Below are 26,677 nucleotides of genomic sequence, written 5' to 3' on the forward strand. Positions count from 1 at the left end.
AGCGACCCACCGGGCGAGGACAAGAGTTATGCAGAACAATCCCCTCGCCGCAGCGGGTGTCATCCTGACGGGCATGGCCGTCATCGGGTTCATCGACCAGTTCGTTCAGGTCATCGCCCGGCAATCCAGCCTGTGGACCTTTCATATCGTGCGCGGCGCGATGATCTGGGCGCTTGTGCTGTGCTGGCTGTTCGTGACGCGGCGAAGGTTGCGGGTGGTCAACTGGCGGGGGGTGATCGGGCGGTCCGCCATCATCTCGGCGGCCATGATCATCTATTTCGGCGCGCTCGGGTTTCTGCCTGTCGCACAGGTGGCCGCCGGGCTGTTCACCGCGCCGATCTGGATCCTGATCTTTTCGGTGGCGTTCTTCGGCCTGCGGATCGGACCGGTGCGGATTGCTGCCGTTGCGGTCGGCTTCGGCGGGGCGGTCATGGTGCTGTCGCCGGATGCCTCCGCGATTTCTCCGCTGTTGTTCCTGCCGGTCGTGGCGGGGGCCTTCTACGCCGTCGGTGCGATTGCCACGCGGGAATGGTGCGGGGACGAGGGTGCCATCGTCCTGTCGATGGGCATCTTCACCGCGATGGCGGTCTGGGGCCTTGGCGGGGTGGCGGTGACATCCCTGCTGGGGGTGGAGGGGGCGGGGTTCCTGACGCGCGGCTGGGTCTGGCCGACACCGCAGGTCTGGGCGCTCTGCGCGCTGCAGGCGGTCGGGTCCCTGCTTGCCGTGCTTTTGCTGACGCGCGGCTATCAACTCGCCGAGGCATCGCTGGTGTCGATCTTCGAATATTCCGTCCTCGGGTTCTCGGCCTTCTTTGGCTGGCTTGTCTGGGGGGATACCATGGGGCCGCTGGGCGTGCTGGGGCTTGGCCTGATCGCGGCTGCGGGCAGCATGATCGCCCTGCGCGGGGAACGGGGGGCCGCCACATGATCGTCTCGCCCGGTCGCGGCTATGTCTTCGTCCACATTCCCAAGACGGCGGGCACCGCTATGTCGCTGGCGTTGGAGGCGCGGGCCAAGGCCGACGATATCCTGATCGGTGACACGCCCAAGGCGGTGCGGCGACGGGGACGCCTGAAAGGCGCGCAGGTGGCGGGCCGTCTGTGGAAGCATTCGAAACTGTCGGATATCGCGGGGCTGCTGCCGGCAGGGGTTCTGTCGACCCTGCGACCCGTGACCCTCGTGCGCAATCCGTGGGATCGCATGGTCAGCTATTATCACTGGCTGCGTGTCCAGACATTTGATCACCCCGCTGCGGTCGCGGCGAAATCCCATGATCTGAGGGGGTTCCTGTCCGATGTTGACGTGGCGACCGGGCTGCGCCGCAATCCCTATGCGTCCTACGTCGCCGGCGGAGCGGAGCCGATCTTCATCCGGCTGGAGGCGTTGGAACAGGATCTTGCCCCGTTCGAGGCGCTGCTGGGCTTTTCGCTGTCCCTGCCGGTGACGAATGTTTCGGACCGGATCATGGATTGGCGCAGCTATTACGACGCTGAAACGCGTGACATGGTTGCGGACCTCTGCGCGCAGGATATCGCGCAATTCGGCTATGCCTACTGACGCAAGGTCCAGATCTCTTCGGTCGACAGACCACGCTTCTGCTGCATCACGACGGTATTTCCGCGCAGATACAGGTGTTTGCAATCCGTCTCGACGGTGATCCCGTCAAGACGGGTGCGGTGGCACAGCGCGCCGTTGTTCCAGACCCAGCCCCCCGTCACGGTGGACCGGTCCTTGCGCCCGGCGATCCCGCCGTTGCCCGCAAAGACGAGCGTTCCGCCAAAATCGTCCACAAGGGTGCGATCCGCGATGAAGTTGCGAAAGGAATGTTCGCTGGCGATCCGCGTAAAGTCGAGCGCCGAGGCGGCGCCCGACATCATCACGAACGCGATGGTAAGTAGGGTCAGTCGTTTCATTTCCCATGTCCCAGTCGGTAGGGGGGCTGCACGGGCCATCCTGCGCCCCGTTTCGGGCAGGATGGTGAAACACTGCGGACCGTTTTGGGAAACGATCGGGGCACCCTTGGGCGGCTCCGTGTTCCTTCGCCAAAGTTCGGGGCCGGTTGGTCATCGACACGGATGGCCATGGTCGGCGCGAAGGCTTGCCCCCGCGCCGATCATGATTGCGTCCGCAGACCTCAGGCGGCCGCCCGTGCCGTTTCGCCGTAGAACGTCTGTCCATCTTCGGCCATCTGCCGCAGCAGGGCCGGGGTGGCGAACCGGGCGCCATGTGCCTCGCTCAGCCGATCGCAGGTTTCGACGGCCCAATCGGCGCCGACGATGTCCAGCCAGCTGAAGGGCCCGCCGGACCAGGGCATGAAGCCCCAGCCGAGGATCGCGCCGACATCGCCTTCGCGGATATCCTCGAGCACGCCTTCCTCCAACGCGCGGACTGCCTCCAGAACCTGGGCAAAGATCATCCGGTTCTGAACCTCGTGCAGATCGGGCTGTGCCTCGGCATGCGGATAACGAGTGGACAGCTCGGACCACAGGCCCTGGCGCTTGCCCGCCGCGTCGTAGTCGTAGAAGCCCGCGCCGTTCTTGCGGCCCAGCCGTCCCGCGTCGGCAAAGGCGAACAGCACCTCGTCGACGGCACCGTCCGGATAGGCATCGCCCATCGCGGCGCGGGTCGCCTTGGCGATCTTGACGCCCAGATCGATGGAGGTTTCGTCCACCAGTTGCAGCGGCCCCAGCGGCATGCCCAGAAGTTTGGCGGCATTCTCGATCAGGGTCGGGTTCACCCCCTCGGCGACCATGCGGATGCCTTCGTTGATGTAGGGGATGATGCAACGGTTGGCGTAGAAGAAGCGCGCGTCGTTCACCACGATGGGCGTCTTGCGGATCTGGCGCACGTAGTCGAGCGCCTTGGCAACCGCCCGGTCGCCGGTCTGCTGACCCTTGATGATCTCGACCAGCATCATCTTGTCCACGGGGCTGAAGAAGTGGATGCCGATGAACTGATCCGGTCGCGCGCTGGCCTTGGCCAGTTCGGTGATGGGCAGGGTCGAGGTGTTGGTGGCAAAGATCGCATCCTCGCCCACGACCGCCTCGACGGCCTTGGTCATCTCGGCCTTGACGCCGACATCCTCGAACACCGCCTCGACGATCAGGTCGCAGTCCTTGAGGCCTTGCAGATCGGTCGTCGCGGTGATGCGGCCCAGCACTTCGGCCTTCTTCGCCTCGGTCACCTTCTTGCGCTTCATCCCCTTGTCGAGGATGCCCTCGGAATAGGACTTGCCCTTGTCGGCGGCGGCCTGATCCCGGTCGATCAGGACGACCTCGATACCCGCGTTCGCGGAGACATAGGCAATGCCCGCCCCCATCATGCCCGCACCGATGACGCCGACGCGTGCGACCTTTTCATCGGCCACATCCGGACGGTTGGCACCCTTTTCAAGCGCTTCCTTGTTGATGAAGAGCGACCGGATCATCGCCTCGGACGAAGGGTTCATCAGGACGTGGGTGAACCACCGCGCCTCGATCTTCAGCGCCGTGTCGAAAGGCACCAGCGCGCCCTCGTAGACGGCCGACAACAGGGCCTTGGCCGCCGGATAGACGCCTTGGGTCTTGCCGTTCACCATCGCCGACGCACCGACGAAGGTCATGAAACCGGCCGGATGGTATGGCGCGCCGCCGGGCATCTTGTAGCCCTTCGCGTCCCAGGGTTTCAGGATGTCGGCATCCGTCGCCGACAGGACCCAGGCGCGGGCGTCGGCCATCGGGTCGGCACTGACTTCATCCACCAGACCGGCGGCCTTGGCCCTTGCAGGGTCCGACAGCTTGCCCTCCAGCAGGAAGGGCGACGCGGTCATCGCGCCCAGCTTGCGCACCAGCCGCGTCGTGCCGCCCATGCCGGGGAAGATGCCGACCATGATCTCGGGCAGGCCAATCTTGGCCTTCGGATTGTCGGCGGCAAAGATGCGGTGACAGGCCAGTGGAATCTCGAACCCGATGCCCAGTGCGGTACCCGGCAGGACGCAGGCCACCGGCTTGCCGCCCTTGTTGGTCTTGGGGTCCATGCCGGCGCGTTCGATGCGTCGCAGAATGCCGTGCGACTTCATCAACCCGTCCATCAGGCCCTGTGCCGGGTCGTCGCCGGACATCGCCTTCATCTTGGCAATGACGTTCAGGTCCATGCCGCCGGCGAAGGTGTCCTTGCCCGACGTGATGACGATGCCCTTGACGGCATCGTCGGCCAGGGCGTCGGTGACGCAGGCGTCCAGATCGTCCCAACCTTCGAGGCTGAGCACGTTCATCGATTTGCCGACAACGTCCCAGGTGATCGTCGCAACGCCGTCGGCGTCTTTCGTCAGAGTGAAATCGGACATCACATAGCCCTCTTGATCGAAGTTACATTGGATACGGGTGCCGCATTGATGCTGATGTCGGCATTCCGGATCTCGGCGACGACATCCCCGCCAAGCCAGATGCCGTCGACAAAGTGCAGCGTCAGATGCGTGCGGAACGGGGGCAGAAGCTCCGTCGCGCCGCGCAGGATATAGGTGGTATGCACGCCGTGGATACGGTTGCTGGTCTCGAACTCGGCCTGAATGCAGATCCTGTGAAAGGCCTGTGCCCCCATCGCCGTCAGGTTCTCGCGGAACGCGCGGCTGCAGGCGACGGAATCCTCGGGCACCTCGTTGAACGTGTCCTTGGCCGCAGTCCGCATCCGGTAGGGATACTGCATCCGCGTCGCGTAGGTGGCGTAGTCCTGGTTCCACATCAATTCCGATGTCTCGTCCAGAAACGCCTGATAGATCGGTTTCGCGTCTGCCATCCGCTCAGACCCTTTCGATGATCGTGGCGGCACCCATGCCGGAGGCCACGCAGAGCGTCGCAAGACCGACTTCGCGGTCGGCGCGCTCCATCTCGTCGAGCAGGGTTCCGATGATGATCGCGCCGGATGCGCCGAGCGGGTGCCCCATCGCGATGGCGCCGCCATTCACGTTCAGCTTGCCGTGGTCGACATCGAACGCCTGCATGAAGCGCAGCACGACCGACGAGAACGCCTCGTTCACCTCGAACAGGTCGATGTCCGAAATGGACATGCCGTTGTCGGCAAGGATCTTCTCGGTGACCGGAACCGGGCCGGTCAGCATGATGGTCGGGTCGGTCCCGATCTTGGCCGTGGCGCGGATGCGGGCGCGCGGGGTCAGGCCCCAGGCCTCGCCGAAGGCCTTGCTGCCGATCAGGACGCCGGCGGCCCCATCCACGATACCCGAAGAGTTGCCTGCGGTGTGAACGTGGTTGATGGCCGCAAGGTGCGGGTATTTCATCAGGGCGATCTTGTCGAAACCGGGCATCACCTCTCCCATCGCCTGAAACGCGGGGTTCAGACCACCGAGGCTCTGCATATCGGTCTGTGGCCGCATGTATTCGTCGTGGTCGAGAATGGTCAGACCGTTGATATCCCGCACCGGCAGGATCGAGCGGTCGAAGCGGCGATCGTCCCACGCGGCTTTCGCACGGCGCTGGCTTTCAGCGGCATAGGCATCGACGTCATCGCGGCTGAACCCGTATTCGGTCGCGATGATATCCGCGCTGATACCCTGCGGCACGAAATAGCTGTCCATCGCGATCGACGGGTCGACGGCCACGGCGGCACCGTCGCTGCCCATCGGCACGCGGCTCATGCATTCCACGCCACCTGCGATGTATCCTTCACCGGCGCCACCACGCACCTGGTTCGCGGCAAGGTTCACGGCCTCCATCCCGCTTGCGCAGAAGCGGTTGATTGACAGGCCGGGGATGCGTTCGTCGAGGGAGGAGCCGAGCACGGCGGTCCGCGCGAGACAGCCACCCTGTTCGGCGACCTGGGTCGCGTTGCCCCAGATTACATCCTCGACCGCGTGCCCATGCAGGCCGTTGCGATCGGCAAGACCGTCCAGCACCTGCGCCGACAGGCGCGCGGCGGTGACTTCGTGCAGGGCGCCGTCCTTGCGGCCCTTGCCGCGGGGGGTGCGGATGGCGTCGTAGATATAGGCTTCGGTCATCGGGGTCTCCTTACAGGCCACGATCGGACGGACGTCCGGGCATCAGGTCATAGGGGTGTTTCCAGCCGGGCAGGGCGCTGATGCGGTCCAGCCAGGCGTCGATATTTGGCCAGTCCGCGCGGACGAAGCCGAAAGGTTCGGGATAGTAGAGATAGCTGCAACAGCTCATGTCGGCGTTGGTCAGCCCGTCCCCCACGATCCAGTCACGGCCCGCCAGATGCGCGTCGAGCGTGGCATAGGCATTGGCAAGACGGCCCTTGTTGAAGGCGATCACCTCGGCGGGGCGTTTGTCTTCGGGCAGGAAGTTCATCAGGAACCGGGTCATGCCGGCCTGACTGCTCAGCTTGTGATTGTCCCACAGGGTCCAGCGCAGCACTTCGTACCGCGCATCCCCCTGTCCGCCGAACAGGCCGGTACGGTCGCTGATCCACTGCTGGATCGCGCCCGACTGGCTGAGCGTGAAGTCCCCGTCGACCAGAAGCGGGGCCTCGCCCATGCCATTGATGGCGCGCCATTCGGGGGTGCGTGCCTGACCGCCGAAGAAATCAAGGAACACCGGCTCCCACGCGAGGCCGGACAATTCCAGCGCGAGGGCGGCCTTGTAGCTGTTCCCGCTCTCGCCGAAGCAGTGCAGTTGAATGGTCATGTCACGCGCCCTCCCTGACGTGTGGATCTTCCCATGTTCGACGGCGGTCGGGGATCTTTGCCCCCGTTCCTTCCGAAATGTTCTGCGGCCGGGATGATCCCGCCCCTGCGGCGCCCGTGGCGACACCAGTCACCGCATCACTACGGCCCCAGCAGCCCGGCCGTCCTGCCGGATGCACCGGGGGATCAACCCGGAACATCCTTCTGCGCGCGGCGTTCCAGCATCTGCCGATGCAGGTTCAGCCGATGCGGCAGGTTTTCCCGATGCATCACGCTGTCGAGGTTCTCGAACAGGAACGACAGCGCCTCACCTTCGTCGAGACCGGACTCTTCCGCGAACTTGCGAAGCCGACGATAACCGGCTTCGGACATCTGCGCTGGAAAACGTCGGGTCAGGCGTTGGGGTCTGGGCATTGCGGCCTCTGTCCTGTTCGAATGGCAGGTCTGGCGCGGACGAACCGCGCCAGATGCTTAGAACGCGCTGGCCTTGAGGGCCATGACAGTTTCCGGGCCGGTCTGGATCCGCGACAGGTGCATCGACGTGGCGGGCAACTGCCGCGCCATGTAGTAGCGACCGGTCGCGATCTTCGCCTCGAGGAAGTCGCGGTCGGCGCCGTTCTCTTCCAGCTTGCCCATGGCGGCCTTTGCCATCCGCGCCCACATCAGGCCAAGACAGACGTGACCCATCATGTGCATGAAGTCATACGACCCGGACAGCGCCGCATTCGGGGACTTCATGCCGTTCTGCATGAAATACATGCCCGCGGCCTGCAGATCCTTGGATGCGGCCTTCAGCGGTTCGATGAACCCCTTCATCGCTTCATCCTCGGCGTTGTCCTTGCAGAACGCCTTGACCATCTCGAAGAATGCCATGACGTGCTTGCCGCCGTCCTGCGCCAGCTTGCGACCGACGAGGTCCAGCGCCTGAACGCCGTTGGCCCCTTCGTAGATCATGGCGATCCGGGCGTCGCGCGCGAACTGGGACATGCCCCATTCCTCGATGTAGCCGTGGCCGCCATAGACCTGCTGCGCCGCCGTGGCGTACTCGAATCCCTTGTCGGTCAGGAACCCCTTGATGACGGGCGTCAGCAGGGAGATCAGGCCGTCGGCGTCCTTGTCCTCGTTGCGGTGGGCGCGGTCGATCATCTGCGCCCCCCAGAACGTGAAGGCCCGCGCGCCTTCGACGAAGGACTTCTGATCCATCAGGTTGCGGCGGATATCGGGGTGCACGATTAGGGGATCGGCCGGGCCTTCGGGGTTCTTGACGCCGGTGACGTCGCGCCCCTGCAGGCGGTCCAACGCATAGGCGAGGGCGTTCTGATACGCGATTTCGGCCTGCGCATATCCCTGAAGACCCACGCCCAGACGTGCCTCGTTCATCATGGTGAACATGGCGCGCATGCCCTTGTGCTCCGCACCCAGCAGATAGCCGGTCGCCTCGTCGTAGTTCATGACGCAGGTGGAGTTGCCGTGGATGCCCATCTTTTCTTCGATCTTGCCGACCGACACGCCGTTGCGGGCGCCGAGGTTACCCTCGTCGTCGACCATGATCTTCGGCACGATGAACAGCGAGACGCCCTTGATCCCCTCGGGCCCGCCGGCAATCTTGGCCAGCACGAGGTGGACGATGTTGTCTGCCATGTCGTGATCGCCGGCAGAGATGAAGATTTTCTGTCCGGTGATCTTGTAGCTGCCGTCGTCCTGCGGCTCCGCCTTGGTGCGCATCAGGCCGAGGTCGGTGCCGCAATGCGGCTCCGTCAGGTTCATGGTGCCCGTCCATTCACAGGTCACCATCTTGGGCAGCCACTTGGCCTTTTGCGCGTCGGTGCCATGCACGTGGATCGCGGAATAGGCACCGTGGGTCAGGCCCTGATACATGTTGAAGGCCATGTTGGCCGACGACAGGATCTCGCCCACGCCGGTCTGCATCAGATAGGGCAGGCCCTGGCCGCCGTATTCCGGATCGCAGTCCAGCGCCGTCCAGCCACCTTCGCGGACCTGATCGAACGCCGCCTTGAAACCGGTCGGGGTGCGCACGACGCCGTTTTCCAGCACACATCCCTCGGTGTCGCCCACGGCGTTCAGCGGGTGCAGAACCTCGGACGCCAGCTTTCCCGCCTCTTCCAGAACCGCGCCGGTGAAATCGCGATCCATCTCGTCATAGCCGGGAATGTCCTGCTCGGATGCGCGCAGCACATCGTGCAGAACGAACTGCATGTCTTTGGTGGGGGCGGTGTAGCTTGGCATGTCGTCTCCTCCTGGGATCGCGCGGGCGATTGATCGTATGGGGGGCTTCTCCTTCCCCCCGCAATTTCGTCAGCCGGCCTTTCGGGGTTGCATCTGGGCGAGCATCTTCTCGCCCCACCGCAGCTGTTCCTCCAGGTCGGCAATGGCCGTATTCAGGTCGTCGCGCTGGCGGACCATTTCGGCCAACCGGTCACGACCGATCTCGAACGTCCGGGCAAGCTGTGTGAACTGACCATCACCAAGATCATAGAGATCAAGGAGTTGGCGAATTTCCTCGAGCGAGAAGCCGAAGCGTTTCCCGCGCAGGATCAGTTTCAGGCGCGCCCGGTCGCGGCGTGTGAACAGACGTTTCTGGCCTTCGCGATGCGGGAACAGCAGCTCCTTCGCTTCGTAAAAGCGCAGTGTCCGAGGGGTCACCTCGAACTCGTCGCACATTTGCCGGATCGTCATCAAAACATCTGACATCCTTATGTCTTCCTCAGGTTCGTTTCATTCTGGCGCTCGGCCGAAATGCAAACCTGAGGCAGGCAATACAAGAAAGGATTACGTTGACGTAAGTTCGACGTCACGTCACTTTCTCGTTGACGTAACTTCCCGTCGCGTCAATCGGGATCGGCGCACGAAAGTATCATCCGGCGGCCCCTCAGCGTATAGATATTTGACATGCATTCACATGCGTTCGCAAAGGCGCGGGTACCTGTGCGAAGACGCTTTGCATTCAGGTTCCGGTGTTCAGATCATTGCGCACGTTGTCGCGCAGGGAGGCCAGTTCATCGATGGCTTCCTTTATGTGGCGCTGGCGTTCGGCCAGTTCGGCCAATTGCCGGTCGGCCAGCTCGATCCAGCGCTCCTTCTGGACGCGCCCCTCGGGGTCGGCATCGTAGAGTTCGAGCCATTGACGGATTTCCTCGAGGGAAAAACCGAACTTCCGCCCCCGCAGGATCAGCGTCATGCGCGCCACGTCGCGGGGGCCATACAGACGGGCCCGGCCATCCCGCCGAGGCGCCAGAAGTTCGATGTATTCATAATGCCGCAGCGTCCGAGGCGTGACCTCGAACTTTGCACACATCTGTTTAAAGTCGAGCGTATCCGTCATCGGCATCGTCCTCCCGCGCGCAAGGTCGCACGAGGTCGCCCGGTATGTCCATCTTGTCTCGGGGGCATTCGGCGGGGGGTTGCCGGGGGCAGGGGCCTGCGGCAAGGGTGATGCATGACACAAACGCCGCCGTCCGTCCCGCCCGAGACAGCCGCCCGAAACCGGGCCGCCCATCAGTTCATCGCGGCCCTGCCGCATTGCGCGGCCCTGTCGATGCAGGTCGAGGAAGTCGCCGCCGGTGTGGCGGTGATCTCGATGCCCTGGTCCCCCGATCTGGTGGGGGATCCGGCCACGGGCGTCATTCACGGTGGCGCGATATCCGCCCTGATGGACACCTGCGGCGGCGCGGCCGTGCTGTGCCACCCGACGGCCCCCCTGTCGACGGCGACGATGGATCTGCGCATCGACTACATGCGCGCGGCCAACCCGAGGCAGCGCATCACCGCCCGCGCCACCTGTCATCATGTCACCCGATCCGTTGCCTTCGTGCGGGCCGAGGCGTTCGACGAAGATGGCGAGGGGCCCGTGGCCGTGGCCAACGGGGCCTTCACGCTGGACCGGGGGGCATCGGCATGAAGCGGCCCGAGCCTGTTCAAGTCATCAAGCAACGGCGGGACAGCGCCCTGCGGGCCCTCGTCGATGGCGTGCCCTACATCCGGTTCCTCGGGATCAGTTTCGATCGCCGCGGCGATGAACTTACGGGTGTGCTGCACTACGACGACAAGCTGATCGGGAATCCGATGCTGCCCGCCCTGCACGGTGGGGCCACGGCGGCCTTTCTCGAGGTGACGGCCATCGTCACCCTGTCATGGGCAATGCTGTGGGACGATCTGGAGGCCGGCCATATCGATGTCGACGCCCTGTCGCCCGAAACCCTGCCGCGCGTGCCCAAGACCATCGACATCAGCATCGATTACCTGCGCGCAGGATTGCCGCGCGACGCCTATGCACGTGCGCGGATCAACCGGTCGGGCCGGCGCTATGCCTCCGTCCACGTCGAGGCATGGCAGGACAATCGCGATCGCCTGTTTGCACAGGGAACCGGCCATTTCCTGATGCCGCGCCGCGACGGGTGACACCGGACCTGACGCATCGCCGCATCCTGCGGATCGCGATCCCCGTGGTATTGTCGAATGCGACCGTGCCGATCCTTGGCGCGGTGGATACCGGCGTGGTCGGTCAGATGGGGCAGGCGGCCCCGATCGGGGCGGTGGGCGTCGGCGCGATCATCCTGTCGGCCGTCTACTGGATTTTCGGCTTCCTCAGGATGGGCACGACGGGTCTGGCCGCGCAGGCCATCGGCGCCGACGACAAGGTGGAACTCGTCGCCCTGATGTCTCGGGCCCTGCTGATCGCGGGGGCCGCTGGTTTGTCGCTGATCGTGCTGCAACCTCTGCTGTTTGCCGGGGCCTTCGCCATTTCGCCCGCCGAACCGGCGGTAGAGGAACTGGCCCGCGACTACATGCAGATCCGCATCTGGTCCGCCCCGGCGGCCATCGCGGTCTATGGCATCACCGGCTGGCTGATCGCCCAGGAACGCACGGCCGCCGTCCTCGTGGTTCAGGTCGCGATGAACGGGATCAACATCGCGCTGGACCTGTGGTTCGTGCTTGGCCTCGACTGGGGTGTCGAAGGTGTCGCCATCGCGACCTTCATCGCGGAATGGGGGGGCGCCGCGCTTGGGCTGTGGTTCTGTCGCGACTTCCTGCGCGTACCCGGTTGGCGCGATCCGGCGCGGGTATTCGACGGGGCCCGGCTGCGGCGCATGGCCGTGGTCAACACGGATATCCTGATCCGGTCGGTCCTGTTGCAGGCGACATTCGTGTCGTTCCTTCTATATGGGGCAGATTTCGGCACCGTGACCCTCGCCGCCAATCAGGTCCTGCTGCAATTCCTGTATATCACGGCCTATGCGTTGGATGGCTTTGCCTTCGCGGCCGAAGCCTTGGTCGGTCGCTATTTCGGCGCCGGTGACCGGGCGCGTCTGCGTCGCAGCGTCATCATGACGGGGGCCTGGGGCGTGGCGACGGTTCTGGGCCTGTCGTTGGTATTCCACTTGGCGGGGGGCTGGATCATCGACCTGATGGCCAAGGCCCCCGAGGTGCGGGACGCCGCGCGGCAGTATCTGCCGTGGATGGTGATCACGCCGCTTCTGGGGGTCGCGTCCTGGATGCTGGACGGTGTGTTCATCGGGGCCACACGCACAAGGGACATGCGCAACATGATGGTGATCAGCTTCGTGACCTATTTCGTGGCCGTCACCCTGCTGGTTCCGCAATACGGGAATGACGGCCTGTGGATGGCGCTGCTCGTGTCCTTCGTCACACGCGCCGTGACCCTCGGCGCCCGCTATCCGGCGTTGGAGGCGGCGGCAGGCCGGGCAGAGTGACGCCGGACAGTACCATCGCGCCATTTGCCCTGTCCAAACGCACGGTCAGCTTCGGAACAACCTTGGGCGGCTCGGATCGGGAAAGGGGGCACAGGCCGCCGATCGGGGCAGGGGAAATGGCAGAGGCGGTGGGATTCGAACCCACGAGACGCTTTCACGCCTGCCGGTTTTCAAGACCGGTGCCTTCGACCGCTCGGCCACACCTCCGACGCGGCTTCGCTACACGCAGGAAGGTGGTTCGGCAAGGGCGAGCGGTGCATCACCGGACAGCATTGCGCGTGTCATCGTTTCGTTACAGCGCGGCAGTAGGGCGGCGGTGAAATACAGGGGAATCGCATGAAGGTCTTTCTCAACGGTCTGGGCCGTATCGGCAAACTCGTGCTGCGCGACCTGCTCGAAACCCCCGAAGGGATCGAGATCGTGGGTGTCAACGATGCGGCGGGGGATGCGGAGCAGCACGCCCTGCTGCTCGAATTCGACAGCGTGCATGGCCGGTGGTCGCGGCCCGTCCGCGCCGAGGGCGATGTCCTGCTTGCCGGCGACAGCCGCCTGCCGTTGACGGCCCATCGCCGGATCGAGGACCTGCCGCTTGACGGGGTCGACATGGTTCTGGATTGCACCGGGGTCTTCAAGACCGGCGACAAGGTGCAGCCCTACTTCGACGCAGGCGTGCCCAGGGTCGTGGTCAGTGCTCCGGTCAAGGATGGCGATGCGTTGAACCTCGTCTATGGTGTCAATCACGATCAGTATGACGGATCGCAGCGCCTGCTGACGGCGGCAAGCTGCACCACCAATTGTCTTGCGCCGATCGTGTCGGTCCTGCGCGATGCCTTCGGGATCAGCCACGGCAGCTTCACGACGATCCACGACGTGACCAACACCCAGACCATCGTGGACCGTCCGCACAAGGACCCCCGCCGCGCGCGTTCCGCCCTGATGAACCTGATCCCGACGACCACCGGATCGGCCAAGGCGATCATGCAGATCTTTCCCGATCTGGAAGGGCGTCTGATGGGACACGCCGTGCGCGTGCCGCTTCTGAACGCGTCGCTGACCGATTGCGCGTTCGAGATGGCCCGCGAGGTGACGGTCGACGACGTCCACGCCGCATTCCGCGCGGCCGAGGCGGGCGGGATGGCCGGCATTCTCGGGGTCGAGGATCGTCCGCTGGTGTCCTGCGATTTTCTCAACGACCGGCGCAGCGTCGTCATCGACGCGCCGTCCACCGTCGTCGTGCAGGGCACGCACCTGAAGCTCTACGCCTGGTATGACAACGAATTCGGCTATGCGATCCGCATGGCGGATATCGCGCGCATGGTTGCCGCGGCGTGACCTCGCTTCGCGGCTATGCGGCGGTCACGGGGGCCTATTGGTCCTTCATGCTGACCGATGGGGCGTTGCGGATGCTGGTGCTCCTGCACTTCCACACGCTTGGCTTCACGCCGCTGCAACTGGCTTGGCTGTTCGTGTTCTACGAGATCGCGGGCATCGTGACGAACCTGACGGCCGGGTGGCTGGCGGCACGGTTCGGCCTTGCGTTGACACTGCACCTCGGGCTCGGGCTTCAGGTCGCGGCGCTCGTGGCGCTGACCCGGCTGGACCCGGCATGGGCCATCGGCACCTCCGTGATCTTCGTGATGCTGGTGCAGGGCGCCTCCGGCGTGGCCAAGGACCTTGCCAAGACGGCCAGCAAATCCGCGGTCAAACTGCTGGCGCCGGACGGGGGGCTGTTCCGCTGGGTCGCCGCGCTGACCGGGTCGAAGAATGCGATCAAGGGGATCGGGTTCTTCGTCGGTGCCGGTCTGCTTGCCTCGGTCGGGTTCGAACCTGCGCTGTGGATCATGGCGGGCGTTCTGGCCGTCATCCTTGTTGCGGTTCTGGCATTCCTGCCGGCGGATCTGTCGATGCGCGACAAGGGGGCCAGGTTCTCGCAGGTTCTGTCGAAGGATCCGCGCATTAACTGGCTGTCGGCGGCGCGCATGTTCCTGTTCGGTGCGCGGGATGTCTGGTTCGTGGTCGCCCTTCCGATCTGGCTGTCGTCCTATCTGGCCGCAGACGGGGACGAGGCGGCGGCCTTCTATGTCACGGGTGCCTTCATGGCGTCCTGGGTGATCGGATACGGCGCCGTGCAGGGGTTCACGCCCAAACTGCTGCGCGATGGCACCGTGCCCAAGGCGATCACCGCGGCGCTGGTCCTTGCCGGAGTCGCCGCATTGGTCGCGATCCTGAACGCCGTGGCACCGCAGGTCGCCTGGCCCGTGCTGGCCGGCCTGCTGATCTTCGGTGCGGTATTCGCGGTCAACTCGGCGCTGCATTCCTTTCTGATCCTCGAATTTGCCGGTGTGAAACGCATCACGATGGACGTCGGGTTCTATTACATGGCGAATGCGGGCGGCCGTCTGCTTGGCACGGTCATGTCGGGGCTGTGCTATCAGGTAGGGGGCCTGCCGCTGTCACTCGGGGCATCGGCGGCGATGGTCCTCGTGTCGGTTCTGGCCCTGACCCGGATACCGGAGCCGGTTCGGACGGTCTGACGACGGCTCACATTCGCGTGGCCCGTGTTGCCATGACGGGGTCATCCGGGGCAGGTGGGGACACCAATCCCAAGGCAGACCCTTTTCCATGCTCGACGCCGCCGCCCGCCGATTGATCGACCCGCCACTGAACGCGGTCGGACGCCGGTTGGCGGCGCGGGGCATCACGGCCAACGGTGTCACCCTTGTTGGGCTGGCCCTCGGCATTCTTGCCGCTGTCACGATCGCGCTCGGGGCGGCGGGCTGGGCGCTTGTCCCTCTTCTGGCATCACGGCTCGCGGATGGTCTGGATGGGGCCGTGGCGCGTGCGACCCGCAAGACCGACTTTGGCGGATACCTCGATATATGGGCGGATTTCCTGTTCTATGGCGCCGTGCCCTTCGCCTTTGCGCTGGCCGATCCGGCCAATGCCACCGCCGCCGCGTTCCTGTTGCTGTCGTTCTATGTCAACGGCACCTCGTTCCTCGGCTTTGCCGCGATGGCAGGCAAACGCGGTCTGGAAACCACGGCGCAGGGATCCAAGTCCCTCTATTACTCATCCGGCTTGCTGGAGGGGACGGAGACGATTGCCTTCTTCGTCCTTCTCTGCCTTGCCCCGGCATGGTTCGTGCCGCTGGCCTTCGGGTTCGGCGTGCTATGCCTCGTCACCGCAACCGCGCGCGTCCTGAACGCCCGCAACATCCTGACCGATTGAAGGAGGCCCGATGCGCCTGCCGCTGCTTGCCACACTCGCCCTGACGACCCTGCCTGCCTTCGCGCAACCCGACCCCGCCGACTGGCCCGCCGTTCTGGCCGAGGCCGATGGCCAGACCGTTTATTGGCACGCATGGGGCGGGTCGACGACGACCAACGATTTCATCGCGTGGATCGGTGAACAGGCGGCGGAAAAGGGCGTCACGCTGGAACACGTCAAGCTGGCCGATACCGCCGATGCGGTGGGCCTTGTCCTGTCGGAAAAGGCGGCGGGCAAGGATACCGGCGGCGCGGTCGACCTCATCTGGATCAACGGCGCCAACTTCGCCTCCATGAAGGAGCAGGACCTGCTGTTTGGACCCTTTGCCGAAGACCTGCCAAACTGGCAGTTCGTCGACGTGGAGGGGAAGACCGTCACCACCGATTTCACCGTGCCGACCGAAGGCTACGAATCCCCGTGGGCGATGGCGCAGGTCGTCTTCATCCACGATGGGGAACGGTTGCCGAACCCGCCGCCCTCCGCGCTCGAACTGCTCGAATGGGCGACGGCGCATCCCGGCCGGTTCACCTTTCCGCAGCCGCCGGATTTCCTTGGCACGACGTTCCTCAAGCAGATGCTGATCGATCTGGTGGCCGATCCAGCCGTGTTGCAGGACCCCGTCGGCGATGACTACGACGAGGTGACGGCGACCCTCTGGGCGTTTATGGACGCGCTGACGCCGGTGCTTTGGCGTCAGGGCCGGGCCTATCCCCAGACCGGGCCGCGGCAGCTGCAACTGATGAACGACGGCGAGGTCGACATCGCGATCAGCTTTTCACCCGGAGAGGCGACGGCAGCCATCGCGAACTTCGAACTGCCGGATACCGCCCGCACCTATGTCTTCGACAAGGGCACCCTTGGCAATGCGTCCTTCGTGGCGATCCCCTTCAATGCGAATGCGGCGGCAGGGGCGATGGTCGTGGCGGACATCATCCTGTCCCCCGAGGCGCAGCTGCGCGCCCAGACGCCCGATATCCTGGGCTATGGCACGGTTCTGGCGATGGATAAGCTGAGCGCAGAGGACCGCGCCGCGTTCGACGCGCTGGACCTTGGCGTCGCGACCCTGTCGCCCGCCGAACTGGGCCAGGCCCTGCCGGAGCCGCACCCGAGCTGGGCAGAGCGCCTGTCGGCCGATTGGGTCGCGCGCTATGGTGTCGCCGACTAAGGTGCTGCGCCCGCTGCCGCTCCTGACGGCCGGTGTTCTGGCCGGGCCGGTTCTGCTTGGCCTGTTCGGAACACTTCTGCCGGCTTTCGGGCTGGGGCCGTTGGGGCCCGGATTGCGCCTGTCCGCCTTTGCCGCGGTACGCGATTGGCCGGGGTTGGTCGATGCGATGGCCGTCTCGGTCACCTCTGGCGTCCTGTCGACCATCGGGGCCCTCGCCATTGCCAGCCTGATCCTTGCGGGCTGGCACGGCACCGCGGCGTTCCGGTGGCTGGAGCGGCTGCTTTCACCGCTTCTGGCGGTTCCCCATGCGGCGGCCGCCCTTGGCCTTGCCTTTCTGGTCGCCCCGTCGGGGTGGTTGATGCGTTTGCCCGCACTGGCGCTCGGGTGGGACGTGCCGCCCGATCTTCTGATCGTGCAGGATCGGCACGGGCTGACCCTGACGGCGGGGTTGATCGCAAAGGAATTGCCGTTCCTCCTGCTGATGATGCTGGCGGCCCTGGGGCAGGTCGATCAGGCGCGGCGCATGGCCGTCGCGCGCAGCCTTGGGGCCGGCCGTGTCGCGGCATGGTTCAAGGCGGTCTTTCCCGGCGTCTATGCGCAGGTCCGTCTGCCAGTCCTCGTGGTGCTGGTCTATGGCATGACCAACGTGGACGTAGCGACGATCCTCGGGCCGAACACACCGCCCAGCCTGTCGGTTCAGGTCACGCGCTGGATGCTGGACCCCGATCTGGGTCAGCGGTCGGTCGCGGCGGCGGCGGCGATGGTTCAGGGCGGCCTCGTCCTCATGGTGCTGGCCGGGTGGGTCGGGGGCGAACGGGTCACCGCCTGTCTGGGGCGTCGATGGATCTGGTCGGGGCTGTCCCTGCCCGAGGGGCCGGCCCGCGGCCTTGGCCTGATCCTTGCCACCGTATCGGCCATCGCGGTGCTGGCCGGAATCGCGGCGCTGGCCTTGTGGTCGGTCGCCGCAGGCTGGCGTTTTCCGGATCTCGCACCCGATGCCCTGACCCTGCGCAGCTGGTCCCGGTTCGGCCCGGAAATGACGATGGTCGCCGCCTGCACCATGGAGATAGCAGCCCTGTCGACCCTGATCGCGGTTCTGTTGGCGATCGGCTGCCTCGAGGCTGAACACCGGTTCGGCCTGTCGGTCGGCCAGCGGGCGCTGTGGCTTCTGTATCTGCCCCTGCTGATCCCGCAGGTCGCATTCCTGCCCGGCCTGCTGTTGATCCCGGCGACCATCGGCAACGGATATGAAATGCCCATGGTCATCTTCGGTCATGTCATCTTCGTACTGCCCTACGTTTTCCTGTCGCTGTCGGGGCCGTTCCGCGCGTGGGACGGACGGTTCGCGCGTGTGGGCGCCGGGCTTGGCGCCTCGCCGGACCGTGTGCTCTGGTCGTTGCGGATGCCGATGCTGCTTGCCCCGGTTCTGACGGCGGCGGCGGTGGGCATGGCGGTCAGCGTGGGCCAGTATCTGCCTACGCTGCTTTTGGGGGGCGGACGGGTTTCGACCCTCGCGACCGAGGCGGTGGCACTGGCCGCAGGCGGTGATCGCCGCGCCATCGGCGTCTGGGGGTTGGGCCAGACGGCGGCCGCGTTCGGGCCGTTCGTCCTGGCCCTCGCCATTCCGGCCCTTGTTTTTCGCAATCGTCGGGGGCTGCGTCATGGATAGCGGGCTGGTGTTGGACAACGTGCGGATCACCGAAGGCGCGCGCACACTGCTGTCCGTGGATGCGGTCATCGGACCGGGGCAGATCGTGACCCTCATGGGGGAAAGCGGGGCGGGGAAATCGACCCTGCTGTCGTGCATCATGGGGCATCTGCCATCGATCTTCCGTGCTTCGGGCCGCGTTCTGCTGGATGGGGTGGACCTTGCGGACCATGCGCCGGAGGCGCGGCGCATCGGCATCCTGTATCAGGACCCGCTGCTGTTCCCGCACCTCGACGTGGCCGCGAACCTCGGCTTCGGGCTGCCGCGTGGCGGTTCTCGGGGCGAGCGGCGCGCGCGTGTCGTCGCGGCCCTGTCGGACATCGGGCTGGACAATTTCGCGGACCGCGATCCGGCCACCCTGTCCGGCGGTCAGGCGGCGCGTATCGCACTGATGCGCGTCCTGCTGTCCCAGCCGCGCGCCTTGCTGCTGGATGAGCCGTTCTCGAAACTGGATGCCGACCGGCGGGACCAGATGCGCCGTCTGGTGTTCGACCGGGCCCGCGCCGCCGCGATCCCGGTCCTGATGGTCACCCATGACGCCAGCGATGCGGCCGCCGCCGATGGGCCAATCCTGCGGCTATAGCTATACGCGCTTGCGCCGCCGTCCCTTGGACGCGGTATTGAAGCTGACGTCGGGCAGGGGGCCCAGATGGGGGAAGGGCGCGGTCGCATGGGGGATCGCGTTGGCGGCCACGAAATGTTCCTGAAAGCGGGGGGCGACTGCCGTCTCGACCTTCTGGATGCGGCGCACCAATCCTTCGATCCGGTCGCGCATCGCCACCGAACACAGCGCCATGCGCGCGCCATGCCCCGCCGCGTTGCCCGCCGATCCGACCGCATCCAGCGGCGCGTCCGGGATCATGCCCAGCACCATCGCATGCTTGGGCGAGATATGCGCCCCGAAGGCCCCGGCCAGCGTGACCTTGTCGACCGTGTCGATCCCGACCTCGTCCATCAGCAGACGCGCACCGGCATAGAGCGCGGATTTCGCAAGCTGGATCGCCCGGATATCGCTTTGGGTCACAAGGATGCGGCGATCGCCGTCGTCCCACAGAACGTAGGAATGCGTCCGCCCCTCGACCACACAGCGGGGCGTGCCCGTCTGTTCGGCAGATCCGATCAGGCCATTCGCATCCAACAGGCCCGCGAGGCGCAGCTCGGCCACCGCCTCGATGATGCCGGAGCCGCAGATACCGGTGATGCCGCTGTCCTTCGTGGCCTCCGCGAATGCCGGATCGTCGGACCAGACCTCGGACCCGATGACGCGAAAACGCGGCTCCTTGGTCACGGGGTCGATCTCCACCCGTTCGATGGCGCCGGGGGCCGCGCGTTGTCCTGCGCTGATCTGCGCACCCTCGAACGCGGGTCCGGTGGGCGACGAACAGGCCAGCAACTTGTCACGGTTGCCCAGCAGGATCTCGGCATTGGTGCCCACATCCACGATCAGGGTCATGGCGTCGCCCTGATCGGGCGCCTCGGACAGGGCGACGGCGGCGGCATCGGCGCCCACGTGGCCCGCGATGCAAGGCAGCACGTAAAGCCGTGCACCGGGGGCGAGGGCGTCCAGCCCGACCTCCCGCGCCTCCAGCCGCAGGGCGTCTGAGGTGGCCAGCGCAAAAGGCGACTGGCCCAGTTCGACCGGGTCCACGCCCAGCAGCAGGTGGTGCATCACCGGGTTGCAGACGATCACCGCCTCGACGATGTCGCCCATCGCGGCGCCCGCTTCGGTGGCCAGTTCGGTGGCCAGTTCGGCCAAGCCCTCGCGCACGGCGCGCGTCATCTCCACGTCGCCGCCGGGGTTCATCATGGCATAGCTGACGCGACTCATCAGGTCTTCGCCGAAGCGGATCTGCGGGTTCATCACGCCGCCGGACGTCAGAACCGCGCCCGTGGACAGGTCGCACAGATGCGCCGCGATGGTGGTGGAGCCGAGGTCGATCGCCAGCCCCAGCAACGGATCGGTGCGCAATCCGGGATAGATGGCGGCAATGCTGTTCGTCTGGTGGTTCACCGCGACGGTCACCTGCCACGCGCCTTTGCGCAGCACCTTCTGCAGGTCGCGCAACAGGGGCATCGGCAGGGTCAGGCCGGTGATGTCCCATTGCACGGCCAATGCCTCGCGCAGACGTTCGAGATCGCCGGAGGGCGCGTCCATGTCCGGCTCCTCCACGGTAACGAAGTAGAGGCGCGTGGACGGGTCGAGCGTGATTTCCCGGTCGGACGCGGCTTTGCGCACCACCTGCCGGTGGACCTGGCTGCTGGCGGGCACGTCGATGACCACGTCGCCCTGCACCGTCGCCTGACAACCCAGCCGCCGACCGGGGGCCAGCCCCCGCTTGTCGTCATAGCGTTGCTCGACCGCATTGAACGGGGACAGGGCATCCGCATCCACCGTCACGCCCAGCTTGCTGAACGACCCCGATCCCGGCTGCACCTGGCACTTGGAGCAGATGCCCCGCCCGCCGCAGACGCTGTCCAAGTCTACGCCAAGCTGGCGCGCGGCGGTCAGGACGGGGGTGCCCGTCGGGAACTGCCCCCGCTTGCCGGAGGGCATGAAGATGACGTGATGATCGCTCATGAACTGCGCCTTCTATCGGGGTTTCGGGGGGCTGCGCGGGTCAGGCCCGCCGCCGCCCGCCGCGCCGCCCGCCGGACCGTGCCCCCGACGCCTTGGCGGCCTTGGCCGCCTCGGCGAAGGTCGCGCCTTCCTTGACCGCGTCGAGGACGCGGGTGAACCCGATCCAGTTGCCGCCGTTGGGGTCGTGGTTCATCAGCAGGTTGGCGGCGTGAATGGCCTCCATCTCCTGGCTGCGAATGGGGTTCATGATCGCACTGGTCATGCCCGCGCCGATCGCCATGGGCAGGAACGCCGCGTTGACGCCGTGCCGGTTGGGCAGGCCAAAGCTGACGTTGGACGCGCCGCAGGTCGTGTTGACACCCAACTCGTCGCGCAGGCGACGGACGAGGGTGAACACCTGCTGCCCGGCGGTCGCCATCGCGCCGATGGGCATCACGAGGGGGTCGACCACGATGTCATGGGCCGGAATGCCGAAATCGGCTGCGCGTTCCACGATCTTTTTCGCGACGGCGAAACGGACCTCCGGGTCTTCGGAAATGCCGGTGTCGTCGTTCGAAATGGCGACGACGGGCACGTTGTATTTCTTGACCAGCGGCAGGACGAGTTCCAGCCGCTCCTCCTCCCCGGTGACGGAGTTCAGCAGGGGGCGCCCCTCGGCGGCCTCCAGCCCGTTTTCCAGCGCGCCGGGCACGGAGGAGTCGATGCACAGCGGCACGTCGACCAAGGCTTGCACCCGCTCCACCAGCGCCTTCATCAACGCGGGTTCGACGAAGTTGTTGTCCGCGTACCGCGGATCCTCGGCCATCTTGTTGGTGAACACCGCGCCCGAGTTGACGTCGAGGACCATCGCCCCGCAGGCGACCTGTTCCAGCGCGTCCATCTCGACGGTGGAGAAGTCGTCCAGCTCCAACTCGGCGGCAAGCTTCTTGCGGCCTGTCGGGTTGATGCGTTCGCCAATGACGCAGAACGGCTCGTCAAAACCGATGACGACGGTCTTTGTCTTGGATTCCAGTACGGTGCGGGTCATTCTTCATCCTTGGAATGGGTTTCGAGCCACGTGGCCGACGCCTTGATGCCGCCCAACGGGAAAACGTGGACAGAGGCGATATTGAAGTCGGGGTTGGCCGCCTTGTGCGCGGCCAGCTTGGTCAGAACCTCCGTCGGCTCGAACGGCAGCAGGAGCTTGGTCACATCCGCCGCGCGCCGTTGCAGCACGCGCAGGGACGGGCCGACGCCGCAGGCGATGGAGAACTTGATCAGGGTTTGCAGCTTTGCAGGCCCGGCCACGCCGATATGCACCGGCAGGTCGATCCCCGCCGCACGGATTGCATCGGCCCATTCGATGACCGGCTCCGCCTCGAAGCAGAACTGCGTCGCGATGGCCATCTCCGCATCGGTGCGTTCAGAGAATTTCTGTTTCCACGCAAGGGCATCCGAGACGTTCTTGATCCCGCCGTCGGGGTCGATGTCGCGGTTGCCTTCGGGGTGGCCGGCGACATGCAGGCGGGCGAACCCCTCGAAGGCGCCGGACGACAGAAGGTCCATCGAGGTCGCGAAGTCACCAATGGGCTCGGCCACGCCGCCCGCGAGGATCAGACCTTGGTCCACGCCCGCTTCGCCCCGGTAGCGCGCGATCCAATCGGTCAGGGTGGTGCGGTCCTTGATGATCCGGGCGGGGAAATGGGGCATCGGCTCCATCCCCTCGGCGCGCAAACGGGCTGCCGTGGCGACCATCTCGTCGATCGGGGTGCCATCGATATGCGCGATGTAGACGCGCGTTCCGCGCGGCAGGATGGCGGCGAAGTCCTCGACCTTCGTGGCGGTGCGGGGCATCACCTCGATCGAGGCGCCTTGCAGAAAGGCCGCAAGCTGTGCGTCGTGCGGTGGCGGCGACGCCTCCTTGCGCTTGAATCCGAGGATGGCCATCACGCGTCGTCCTTCTGTTCGGTGCCACCCGCCATGGCGACGGCGCGCAGGCGGTCCGGCGTCCATGCGGCCTCCAGCTCGGCGGCGCGGGCGGCGGCGGCATCGGCGTCGGGTGCGTCGACGTCGCCCTCGGGCACCTTGCGCCAATCCGCGAGGTAGGCATCCGTTTCCGACGCGCCGGACCGCATGGCGGCGCGGTCGATCGCCTGTTCGAAACGTTCGGACAGCTGCACCTTGGCAGCGCGCCGGCCTTTGCCGGCAAGGACCTGGGCGGGAATATCGCGCCAGTAGACAACGGTAATCTGGGCCATGACATCTCCCGCAGTGAGCCTCTGACGAGATATAGGGACGCCGTCCCCGGATCAGATGCTGTTTATCGACTTCGCCGCGTCTGATGGCGACACGCGTTGCATTCGCATACGGCAGGGCGCGCCCCTCCGCGAGGGGGGGCGGTTGTCGAATCCTTCAAGTTCATCATGAACAAACCTTGCCGGATGCCCCTTGCGGGCGCTACCCTGTCATCAACCTTACATACGGAGGCACTGATGCCACCGGACCACCCGGTCGACCGTGACCGCATGCCAGGACGCGCGCGCCGCGTGTCCGGCGTCGCGCAGGTCGCCAAAACACATGACGCGCGCCCGGATCCTGCCGAACTTTATGCCGCGCTCGATCTGGGGACGAACTCCTGCCGGATGCTGATCGCCCAACCCAAGGGCGCGCAGCTTCACGTCGTGGACAGCTTTTCCAAGTCGGTCCAGCTGGGCAACGGGTTGGAGCAGTCGGGCCGTCTTTCGCGATCCTCGATGGCGCGCACGATCGGCGCGCTCAAGATCTGTCGTCGCAAGCTGGAGTTGCACGACGTTCGCCGCATGCGCCTCGTCGCGACCGAGGCGTGCCGCAGGGCCACCAACGCGACCGAGTTCATCAAGCTGGTCGAGCGGGAGACCGACCTCGTCCTCGAGATCATCGAGCCGGAGGAGGAGGCGCGTCTTGCCGTCGTGTCTTGTGCGCCGCTGGTCTCGGCCAAGACGGAACAGCTTCTGGTCGTCGATATCGGTGGCGGATCGACCGAATTGGTCTGGATCGACCTGACGCGCGTGCCACGTCACGACCGCGCGCGGGCCATCATGCGCCTGCATTCGGGGTTTCAGCCGGGGGCGGGCGATCCGTTCCCCGCCGCCAAGGTCGTCGACTGGATCAGCATCCCGCTGGGGGTTGCCACCCTCAAGGATCAGTTCCGCGATGTGACCGACGACGCCGCGCGCTTTGCCCTGATGTCCTGGCACTTCGAGGAATGCCTGCAGGAGTTTTCGCCCTACGAGGACGCCGAGGGCGACAGCGACCCCGGCTTTCAGATCGTCGGCACCAGCGGCACGGTCACGACGGTCGCGGCGACGCACCTGAACCTGCGCCGCTATGACCGCAACAAGGTCGACGGGTTGCGCATGACCACGGATCAGATCGACCGTGTCATTCGCGGCTATCTTGCGCTTGGCGTGGAAGGTCGGCGCAATGATCCGCGCATCGGGCGCGACCGGCATTCCCTGATCATGTCGGGCGCCGCGATCCTGCAGGCGTTGTTGCGGGTCTGGCCGACCGATCGCCTTTCGGTGGCGGACCGCGGTCTGCGTGAAGGGCTGCTTTATGCGCAGATGTCCGCGGATGGTGTGTTGGACGATGGTCCCTACTGACGGTCTTTGCTAGGGGACCTCTCTGGAGATTCCGCCAAAATCTCCTCTACGGGTCTGGAGTTTTCGCGGAAAACTCGGGAAAGACCTTTGAACGAAGGGTCTTGCGATGACGAAGCCACCGAAAAACACCTCCGGACGCGGACAGCGGGACCTGACCGTCAAGGTCAAGACCGCCCGTGGGCGCAGGCTGTCGTCCAAATTGTGGCTGGAACGGCAGTTGAACGACCCCTACGTCGCCCGCGCGCGGGCCGAGGGGTATCGTGGCCGCGCCGCGTACAAGATCATGGAACTGGACGACAAGTATCGTTTCCTCGTGCCGGGGGCGCGCGTGGTCGACCTTGGCTGCGCGCCCGGCGGGTGGCTGCAGGTTGCCGCACCGCGCATCAATTCCGATGGGTCGCGCACGAACAAGAAACAGGGGCGTCTGATCGGCCTCGACCTGCAGGAGATCGACGGCATCTCGGGTGCCGAGATCCACGTTCTCGACTTCATGTCCGAAGGGGCCGACGACAAGGTCAAGGAATGGCTGGCCGGTGAAGCGGACGTGGTGATGTCCGACATGGCGGCGTCGTCCTCGGGGCACAAGCAGACCGACCACCTGCGCATCATCAACCTGTGCGAGGCGGCGGCCGAGCTGGCCTTCGACGTCCTCGCCCCCGGCGGCACTTTCGTCGCCAAGGTTCTGGCCGGCGGGGCCGAGGGGGATCTGCAAAAGCAGCTGAAGCAGAATTTCGAGAAGGTCGCGAACGTCAAACCGGGCGCAAGCCGGTCCGACAGTTCCGAAAAATTCGTGGTCGCCCAGGGGTTCCGAGGGCGACCACAGGGTTAATCCTTCGGCGCTTCGTTGCCGCGGATCGGCTTTGCGCGCTGTTCGTCGATGGCAAAGTCGTCCTCCGCGGCCGCAGGCACATCGTATTTCGTCTTGCCGTCGCGGGGCTTTTCCTGCGCCTTGCTTTCACCGAAGTGGTTTTTCTTTTCCGGCTCGTCGGGATCCGGCGAGGCGGGCATGGGCTGTTGCCCGTCGGGGTTGGCTTTGACCATGGTCATCTCCTTTCCCACCAAACGCATGGGACCGTGATTGGGTCCGGCCGCGTCAGTTTGGCGCGATGATGCTGATCCCCATCGCGAGAATGCAGGCCCAGCCCAGCAGGAAGATCACCGGTCGCAGCGGAAATCCCGCCCATCCGGCAATCATCCCCACGGCATGCACCACGCGCAGCACGAAGAACGCGGCACAGGCCCAGACGGTCACTGTGGTGCTGATCCCGGCGGCATTCGCAATCAGGACGAGGGCCAGCATCGGCAGGAACTGTTCCAGCAGGTTGAGGTGCGCGCGATGCGCCCGGTGGACCCAAGCGCGCATCTGCGATTGCGCCGGCGGACGCTTGAACGGGTCGCCCCGGTCGGGTGTTTCCGGCTCCGTATTGATGCCGACGATATAGGGTATCCACAGCGATCCGGCGAGGATTGCGGTCCAGGTCATCCACCACAGTTCCGGGGTCATGCGCCGTGCCCCCCGATGCGAGTGGGTTCGCCCGTTTCCAGCCATGTCTTGAGGCCCGCGACCAGACGTTCCCAACCGTCGGCGTATCCTCCGCCACCTTCCGGGATGTCGTAGTGTTCCAGCGTCAGGGCGCAATGCGGCCCCTCCGGCGCGATGATCCAGACAAAGCGCGACACCGGGATATCGGGGGCCCACTGGGGCGCGAACTCCGCCTCGATCCGGGTCTTCGGCGTGCGGGCGGTTTCGCGACAGATCAACATGTCCGACCCATCGGGCAGTTTGTAGACGATTGCGTCCCCGTCACGCACGGCGTCGGGCGTATAGGGATGATAGTTCGCGGCTGCATCCGCATCGGTCAGCGCGGACCAGAGGGCATCCTGACTGCACCGTATGAAGGTGCGCAGCACGTAGTCGGGTTTGGCGGTCATCGTAATATCCTTGTGGGTCAAGTCGCAGGGTTGGTGGGCAT

The 26,677-nt window shown here is 65.5% G+C and carries 29 protein-coding genes and 1 tRNA gene; 13 read left to right on the forward strand and 17 right to left on the reverse strand.

Translation table 11 applies throughout. The features are described 5' to 3' along the window. Positions 1 to 28 precede the first annotated feature (28 nt). Positions 29 to 928 (forward strand): DMT family transporter, encoded by a 900-nt coding sequence (locus tag V6N07_RS01610; protein ID WP_371153530.1) that lies wholly within the window; start codon positions 29 to 31, stop codon positions 926 to 928. Further along, positions 925 to 1,557, forward strand: coding sequence for a Type II secretory pathway, pullulanase PulA (locus V6N07_RS01615; protein WP_371153532.1), 633 nt, complete (start codon positions 925 to 927; stop codon positions 1,555 to 1,557). Before V6N07_RS01610 ends, V6N07_RS01615 begins: the two co-directional genes overlap by 4 nt. Here the strand turns inward: V6N07_RS01615 and V6N07_RS01620 are convergent. The 9 genes from V6N07_RS01620 to V6N07_RS01660 form a co-directional block, all read right to left on the reverse strand. Beyond that, entirely contained in the window at positions 1,551 to 1,913 is a 363-nt protein-coding gene (locus tag V6N07_RS01620) for a hypothetical protein (RefSeq protein ID WP_371153533.1), read from the reverse strand. The genes V6N07_RS01615 and V6N07_RS01620 overlap by 7 nt on opposite strands. A gap of 221 nt (positions 1,914 to 2,134) precedes the next feature. Then, entirely contained in the window at positions 2,135 to 4,324 is a 2,190-nt protein-coding gene (locus V6N07_RS01625) for a 3-hydroxyacyl-CoA dehydrogenase NAD-binding domain-containing protein (protein WP_371153534.1), read from the reverse strand. Then, on the reverse strand, positions 4,324 to 4,773 hold the full coding sequence (locus V6N07_RS01630) for a hypothetical protein (protein WP_371153535.1): 450 nt from the start codon (positions 4,771 to 4,773) through the stop codon (positions 4,324 to 4,326). Before V6N07_RS01630 ends, V6N07_RS01625 begins: the two co-directional genes overlap by 1 nt. Before the next feature lie 4 nt (positions 4,774 to 4,777). Next, a complete protein-coding gene (locus tag V6N07_RS01635; protein ID WP_371153536.1) occupies positions 4,778 to 5,989 on the reverse strand; it encodes an acetyl-CoA C-acetyltransferase in 1,212 nt (403 codons plus the stop codon). 10 nt (positions 5,990 to 5,999) lie between these two features. Next, positions 6,000 to 6,635: a glutathione S-transferase family protein gene (locus V6N07_RS01640; RefSeq protein ID WP_371153537.1), complete on the reverse strand. Its 636-nt coding sequence runs from the start codon at positions 6,633 to 6,635 to the stop codon at positions 6,000 to 6,002. A 185-nt stretch (positions 6,636 to 6,820) separates the two neighbouring features. Then, positions 6,821 to 7,048: a hypothetical protein gene (locus V6N07_RS01645; RefSeq protein WP_371153538.1), complete on the reverse strand. Its 228-nt coding sequence runs from the start codon at positions 7,046 to 7,048 to the stop codon at positions 6,821 to 6,823. A 57-nt stretch (positions 7,049 to 7,105) separates the two neighbouring features. Then, positions 7,106 to 8,881 (reverse strand): acyl-CoA dehydrogenase C-terminal domain-containing protein, encoded by a 1,776-nt coding sequence (locus V6N07_RS01650; protein WP_371153539.1) that lies wholly within the window; start codon positions 8,879 to 8,881, stop codon positions 7,106 to 7,108. 69 nt (positions 8,882 to 8,950) lie between these two features. After that, a complete protein-coding gene (locus V6N07_RS01655; RefSeq protein WP_371153540.1) occupies positions 8,951 to 9,346 on the reverse strand; it encodes a MerR family DNA-binding transcriptional regulator in 396 nt (131 codons plus the stop codon). Between the two features lie 253 nt (positions 9,347 to 9,599). Next, entirely contained in the window at positions 9,600 to 9,977 is a 378-nt protein-coding gene (locus tag V6N07_RS01660; protein WP_371153541.1) for a MerR family DNA-binding transcriptional regulator, read from the reverse strand. Positions 9,978 to 10,091: 114 nt separating this feature from the next. On the opposite strand from V6N07_RS01660, the gene V6N07_RS01665 reads away from it, so the two are divergent. From V6N07_RS01665 to V6N07_RS01675, 3 genes are read left to right on the forward strand one after another with little or no spacing between them, the layout of a single operon-like run. Next, positions 10,092 to 10,553, forward strand: coding sequence for a PaaI family thioesterase (locus V6N07_RS01665; RefSeq protein ID WP_371153542.1), 462 nt, complete (start codon positions 10,092 to 10,094; stop codon positions 10,551 to 10,553). Beyond that, a complete protein-coding gene (locus V6N07_RS01670) occupies positions 10,550 to 11,053 on the forward strand; it encodes a PaaI family thioesterase (protein WP_371153543.1) in 504 nt (167 codons plus the stop codon). The genes V6N07_RS01665 and V6N07_RS01670 overlap by 4 nt, the downstream gene beginning before the upstream one ends. Then, positions 11,050 to 12,366: an MATE family efflux transporter gene (locus tag V6N07_RS01675; RefSeq protein WP_371153544.1), complete on the forward strand. Its 1,317-nt coding sequence runs from the start codon at positions 11,050 to 11,052 to the stop codon at positions 12,364 to 12,366. Before V6N07_RS01670 ends, V6N07_RS01675 begins: the two co-directional genes overlap by 4 nt. Positions 12,367 to 12,483: 117 nt before the next feature. Here the strand turns inward: V6N07_RS01675 and V6N07_RS01680 are convergent. Beyond that, positions 12,484 to 12,573 (reverse strand) — tRNA-Ser (locus tag V6N07_RS01680). Between the two features lie 129 nt (positions 12,574 to 12,702). Here V6N07_RS01680 and V6N07_RS01685 point away from each other — a divergent pair. From V6N07_RS01685 to V6N07_RS01710, 6 genes are all read left to right on the forward strand, one after another. Continuing rightward, on the forward strand, positions 12,703 to 13,698 hold the full coding sequence (locus V6N07_RS01685) for an ArsJ-associated glyceraldehyde-3-phosphate dehydrogenase (RefSeq protein WP_371153546.1): 996 nt from the start codon (positions 12,703 to 12,705) through the stop codon (positions 13,696 to 13,698). Next, positions 13,695 to 14,900 carry an organoarsenical effux MFS transporter ArsJ gene (gene arsJ / locus V6N07_RS01690; protein ID WP_371153547.1) on the forward strand — a complete coding sequence of 402 codons (1,206 nt, stop codon included), beginning with the start codon at positions 13,695 to 13,697 and terminating at the stop codon, positions 14,898 to 14,900. The genes V6N07_RS01685 and arsJ overlap by 4 nt, the downstream gene beginning before the upstream one ends. Before the next feature lie 88 nt (positions 14,901 to 14,988). Further along, positions 14,989 to 15,594, forward strand: a complete 606-nt coding sequence (locus tag V6N07_RS01695; protein ID WP_371153549.1) for a CDP-alcohol phosphatidyltransferase family protein — start codon at positions 14,989 to 14,991, stop codon at positions 15,592 to 15,594. A gap of 10 nt (positions 15,595 to 15,604) precedes the next feature. Beyond that, entirely contained in the window at positions 15,605 to 16,798 is a 1,194-nt protein-coding gene (locus tag V6N07_RS01700; RefSeq protein ID WP_371153551.1) for an ABC transporter substrate-binding protein, read from the forward strand. Then, positions 16,782 to 18,467, forward strand: coding sequence for an ABC transporter permease (locus V6N07_RS01705; protein ID WP_371153553.1), 1,686 nt, complete (start codon positions 16,782 to 16,784; stop codon positions 18,465 to 18,467). The genes V6N07_RS01700 and V6N07_RS01705 overlap by 17 nt, the downstream gene beginning before the upstream one ends. Then, positions 18,460 to 19,089 carry an ATP-binding cassette domain-containing protein gene (locus V6N07_RS01710; protein WP_371153554.1) on the forward strand — a complete coding sequence of 210 codons (630 nt, stop codon included), beginning with the start codon at positions 18,460 to 18,462 and terminating at the stop codon, positions 19,087 to 19,089. The genes V6N07_RS01705 and V6N07_RS01710 overlap by 8 nt, the downstream gene beginning before the upstream one ends. Here V6N07_RS01710 and V6N07_RS01715 read toward each other — a convergent pair whose 3' ends face one another. From V6N07_RS01715 to V6N07_RS01730, 4 genes are read right to left on the reverse strand one after another with little or no spacing between them, the layout of a single operon-like run. Then, a complete protein-coding gene (locus tag V6N07_RS01715; RefSeq protein ID WP_371153556.1) occupies positions 19,090 to 21,084 on the reverse strand; it encodes an ASKHA domain-containing protein in 1,995 nt (664 codons plus the stop codon). Positions 21,085 to 21,124: 40 nt separating this feature from the next. Then, positions 21,125 to 22,111, reverse strand: coding sequence for a methyltetrahydrofolate cobalamin methyltransferase (locus V6N07_RS01720; protein WP_371153557.1), 987 nt, complete (start codon positions 22,109 to 22,111; stop codon positions 21,125 to 21,127). After that, on the reverse strand, positions 22,108 to 23,010 hold the full coding sequence (locus V6N07_RS01725) for a methylenetetrahydrofolate reductase (protein WP_371153559.1): 903 nt from the start codon (positions 23,008 to 23,010) through the stop codon (positions 22,108 to 22,110). The genes V6N07_RS01720 and V6N07_RS01725 overlap by 4 nt, the downstream gene beginning before the upstream one ends. Beyond that, complete coding sequence (locus tag V6N07_RS01730; protein ID WP_371153560.1) at positions 23,010 to 23,321, reverse strand: virulence factor; 312 nt, start codon at positions 23,319 to 23,321, stop codon at positions 23,010 to 23,012. The genes V6N07_RS01725 and V6N07_RS01730 overlap by 1 nt, the downstream gene beginning before the upstream one ends. A 267-nt stretch (positions 23,322 to 23,588) precedes the next feature. Between V6N07_RS01730 and V6N07_RS01735 the strand changes: the two genes are divergently transcribed. Continuing rightward, a complete protein-coding gene (locus V6N07_RS01735; protein ID WP_371155359.1) occupies positions 23,589 to 24,704 on the forward strand; it encodes a Ppx/GppA phosphatase family protein in 1,116 nt (371 codons plus the stop codon). Between the two features lie 106 nt (positions 24,705 to 24,810). Next, on the forward strand, positions 24,811 to 25,533 hold the full coding sequence (locus tag V6N07_RS01740) for an RlmE family RNA methyltransferase (RefSeq protein WP_371153562.1): 723 nt from the start codon (positions 24,811 to 24,813) through the stop codon (positions 25,531 to 25,533). On the opposite strand, the gene V6N07_RS01745 is transcribed toward V6N07_RS01740, so the two are convergent. From V6N07_RS01745 to V6N07_RS01755, 3 genes are read right to left on the reverse strand one after another with little or no spacing between them, the layout of a single operon-like run. Next, complete coding sequence (locus tag V6N07_RS01745) at positions 25,530 to 25,745, reverse strand: hypothetical protein (protein ID WP_371153564.1); 216 nt, start codon at positions 25,743 to 25,745, stop codon at positions 25,530 to 25,532. The genes V6N07_RS01740 and V6N07_RS01745 overlap by 4 nt on opposite strands. Positions 25,746 to 25,797: 52 nt before the next feature. Then, positions 25,798 to 26,208: an MAPEG family protein gene (locus V6N07_RS01750; RefSeq protein WP_371153565.1), complete on the reverse strand. Its 411-nt coding sequence runs from the start codon at positions 26,206 to 26,208 to the stop codon at positions 25,798 to 25,800. Continuing rightward, on the reverse strand, positions 26,205 to 26,636 hold the full coding sequence (locus V6N07_RS01755) for a hypothetical protein (RefSeq protein ID WP_371153567.1): 432 nt from the start codon (positions 26,634 to 26,636) through the stop codon (positions 26,205 to 26,207). Before V6N07_RS01755 ends, V6N07_RS01750 begins: the two co-directional genes overlap by 4 nt. Positions 26,637 to 26,677: the final 41 nt, after the last annotated feature.

Origin of the sequence: Jannaschia sp. 2305UL9-9 (genome assembly GCF_041403465.1) — a bacterium.
Taxonomy (GTDB): Bacteria; Pseudomonadota; Alphaproteobacteria; order Rhodobacterales; family Rhodobacteraceae; genus Jannaschia.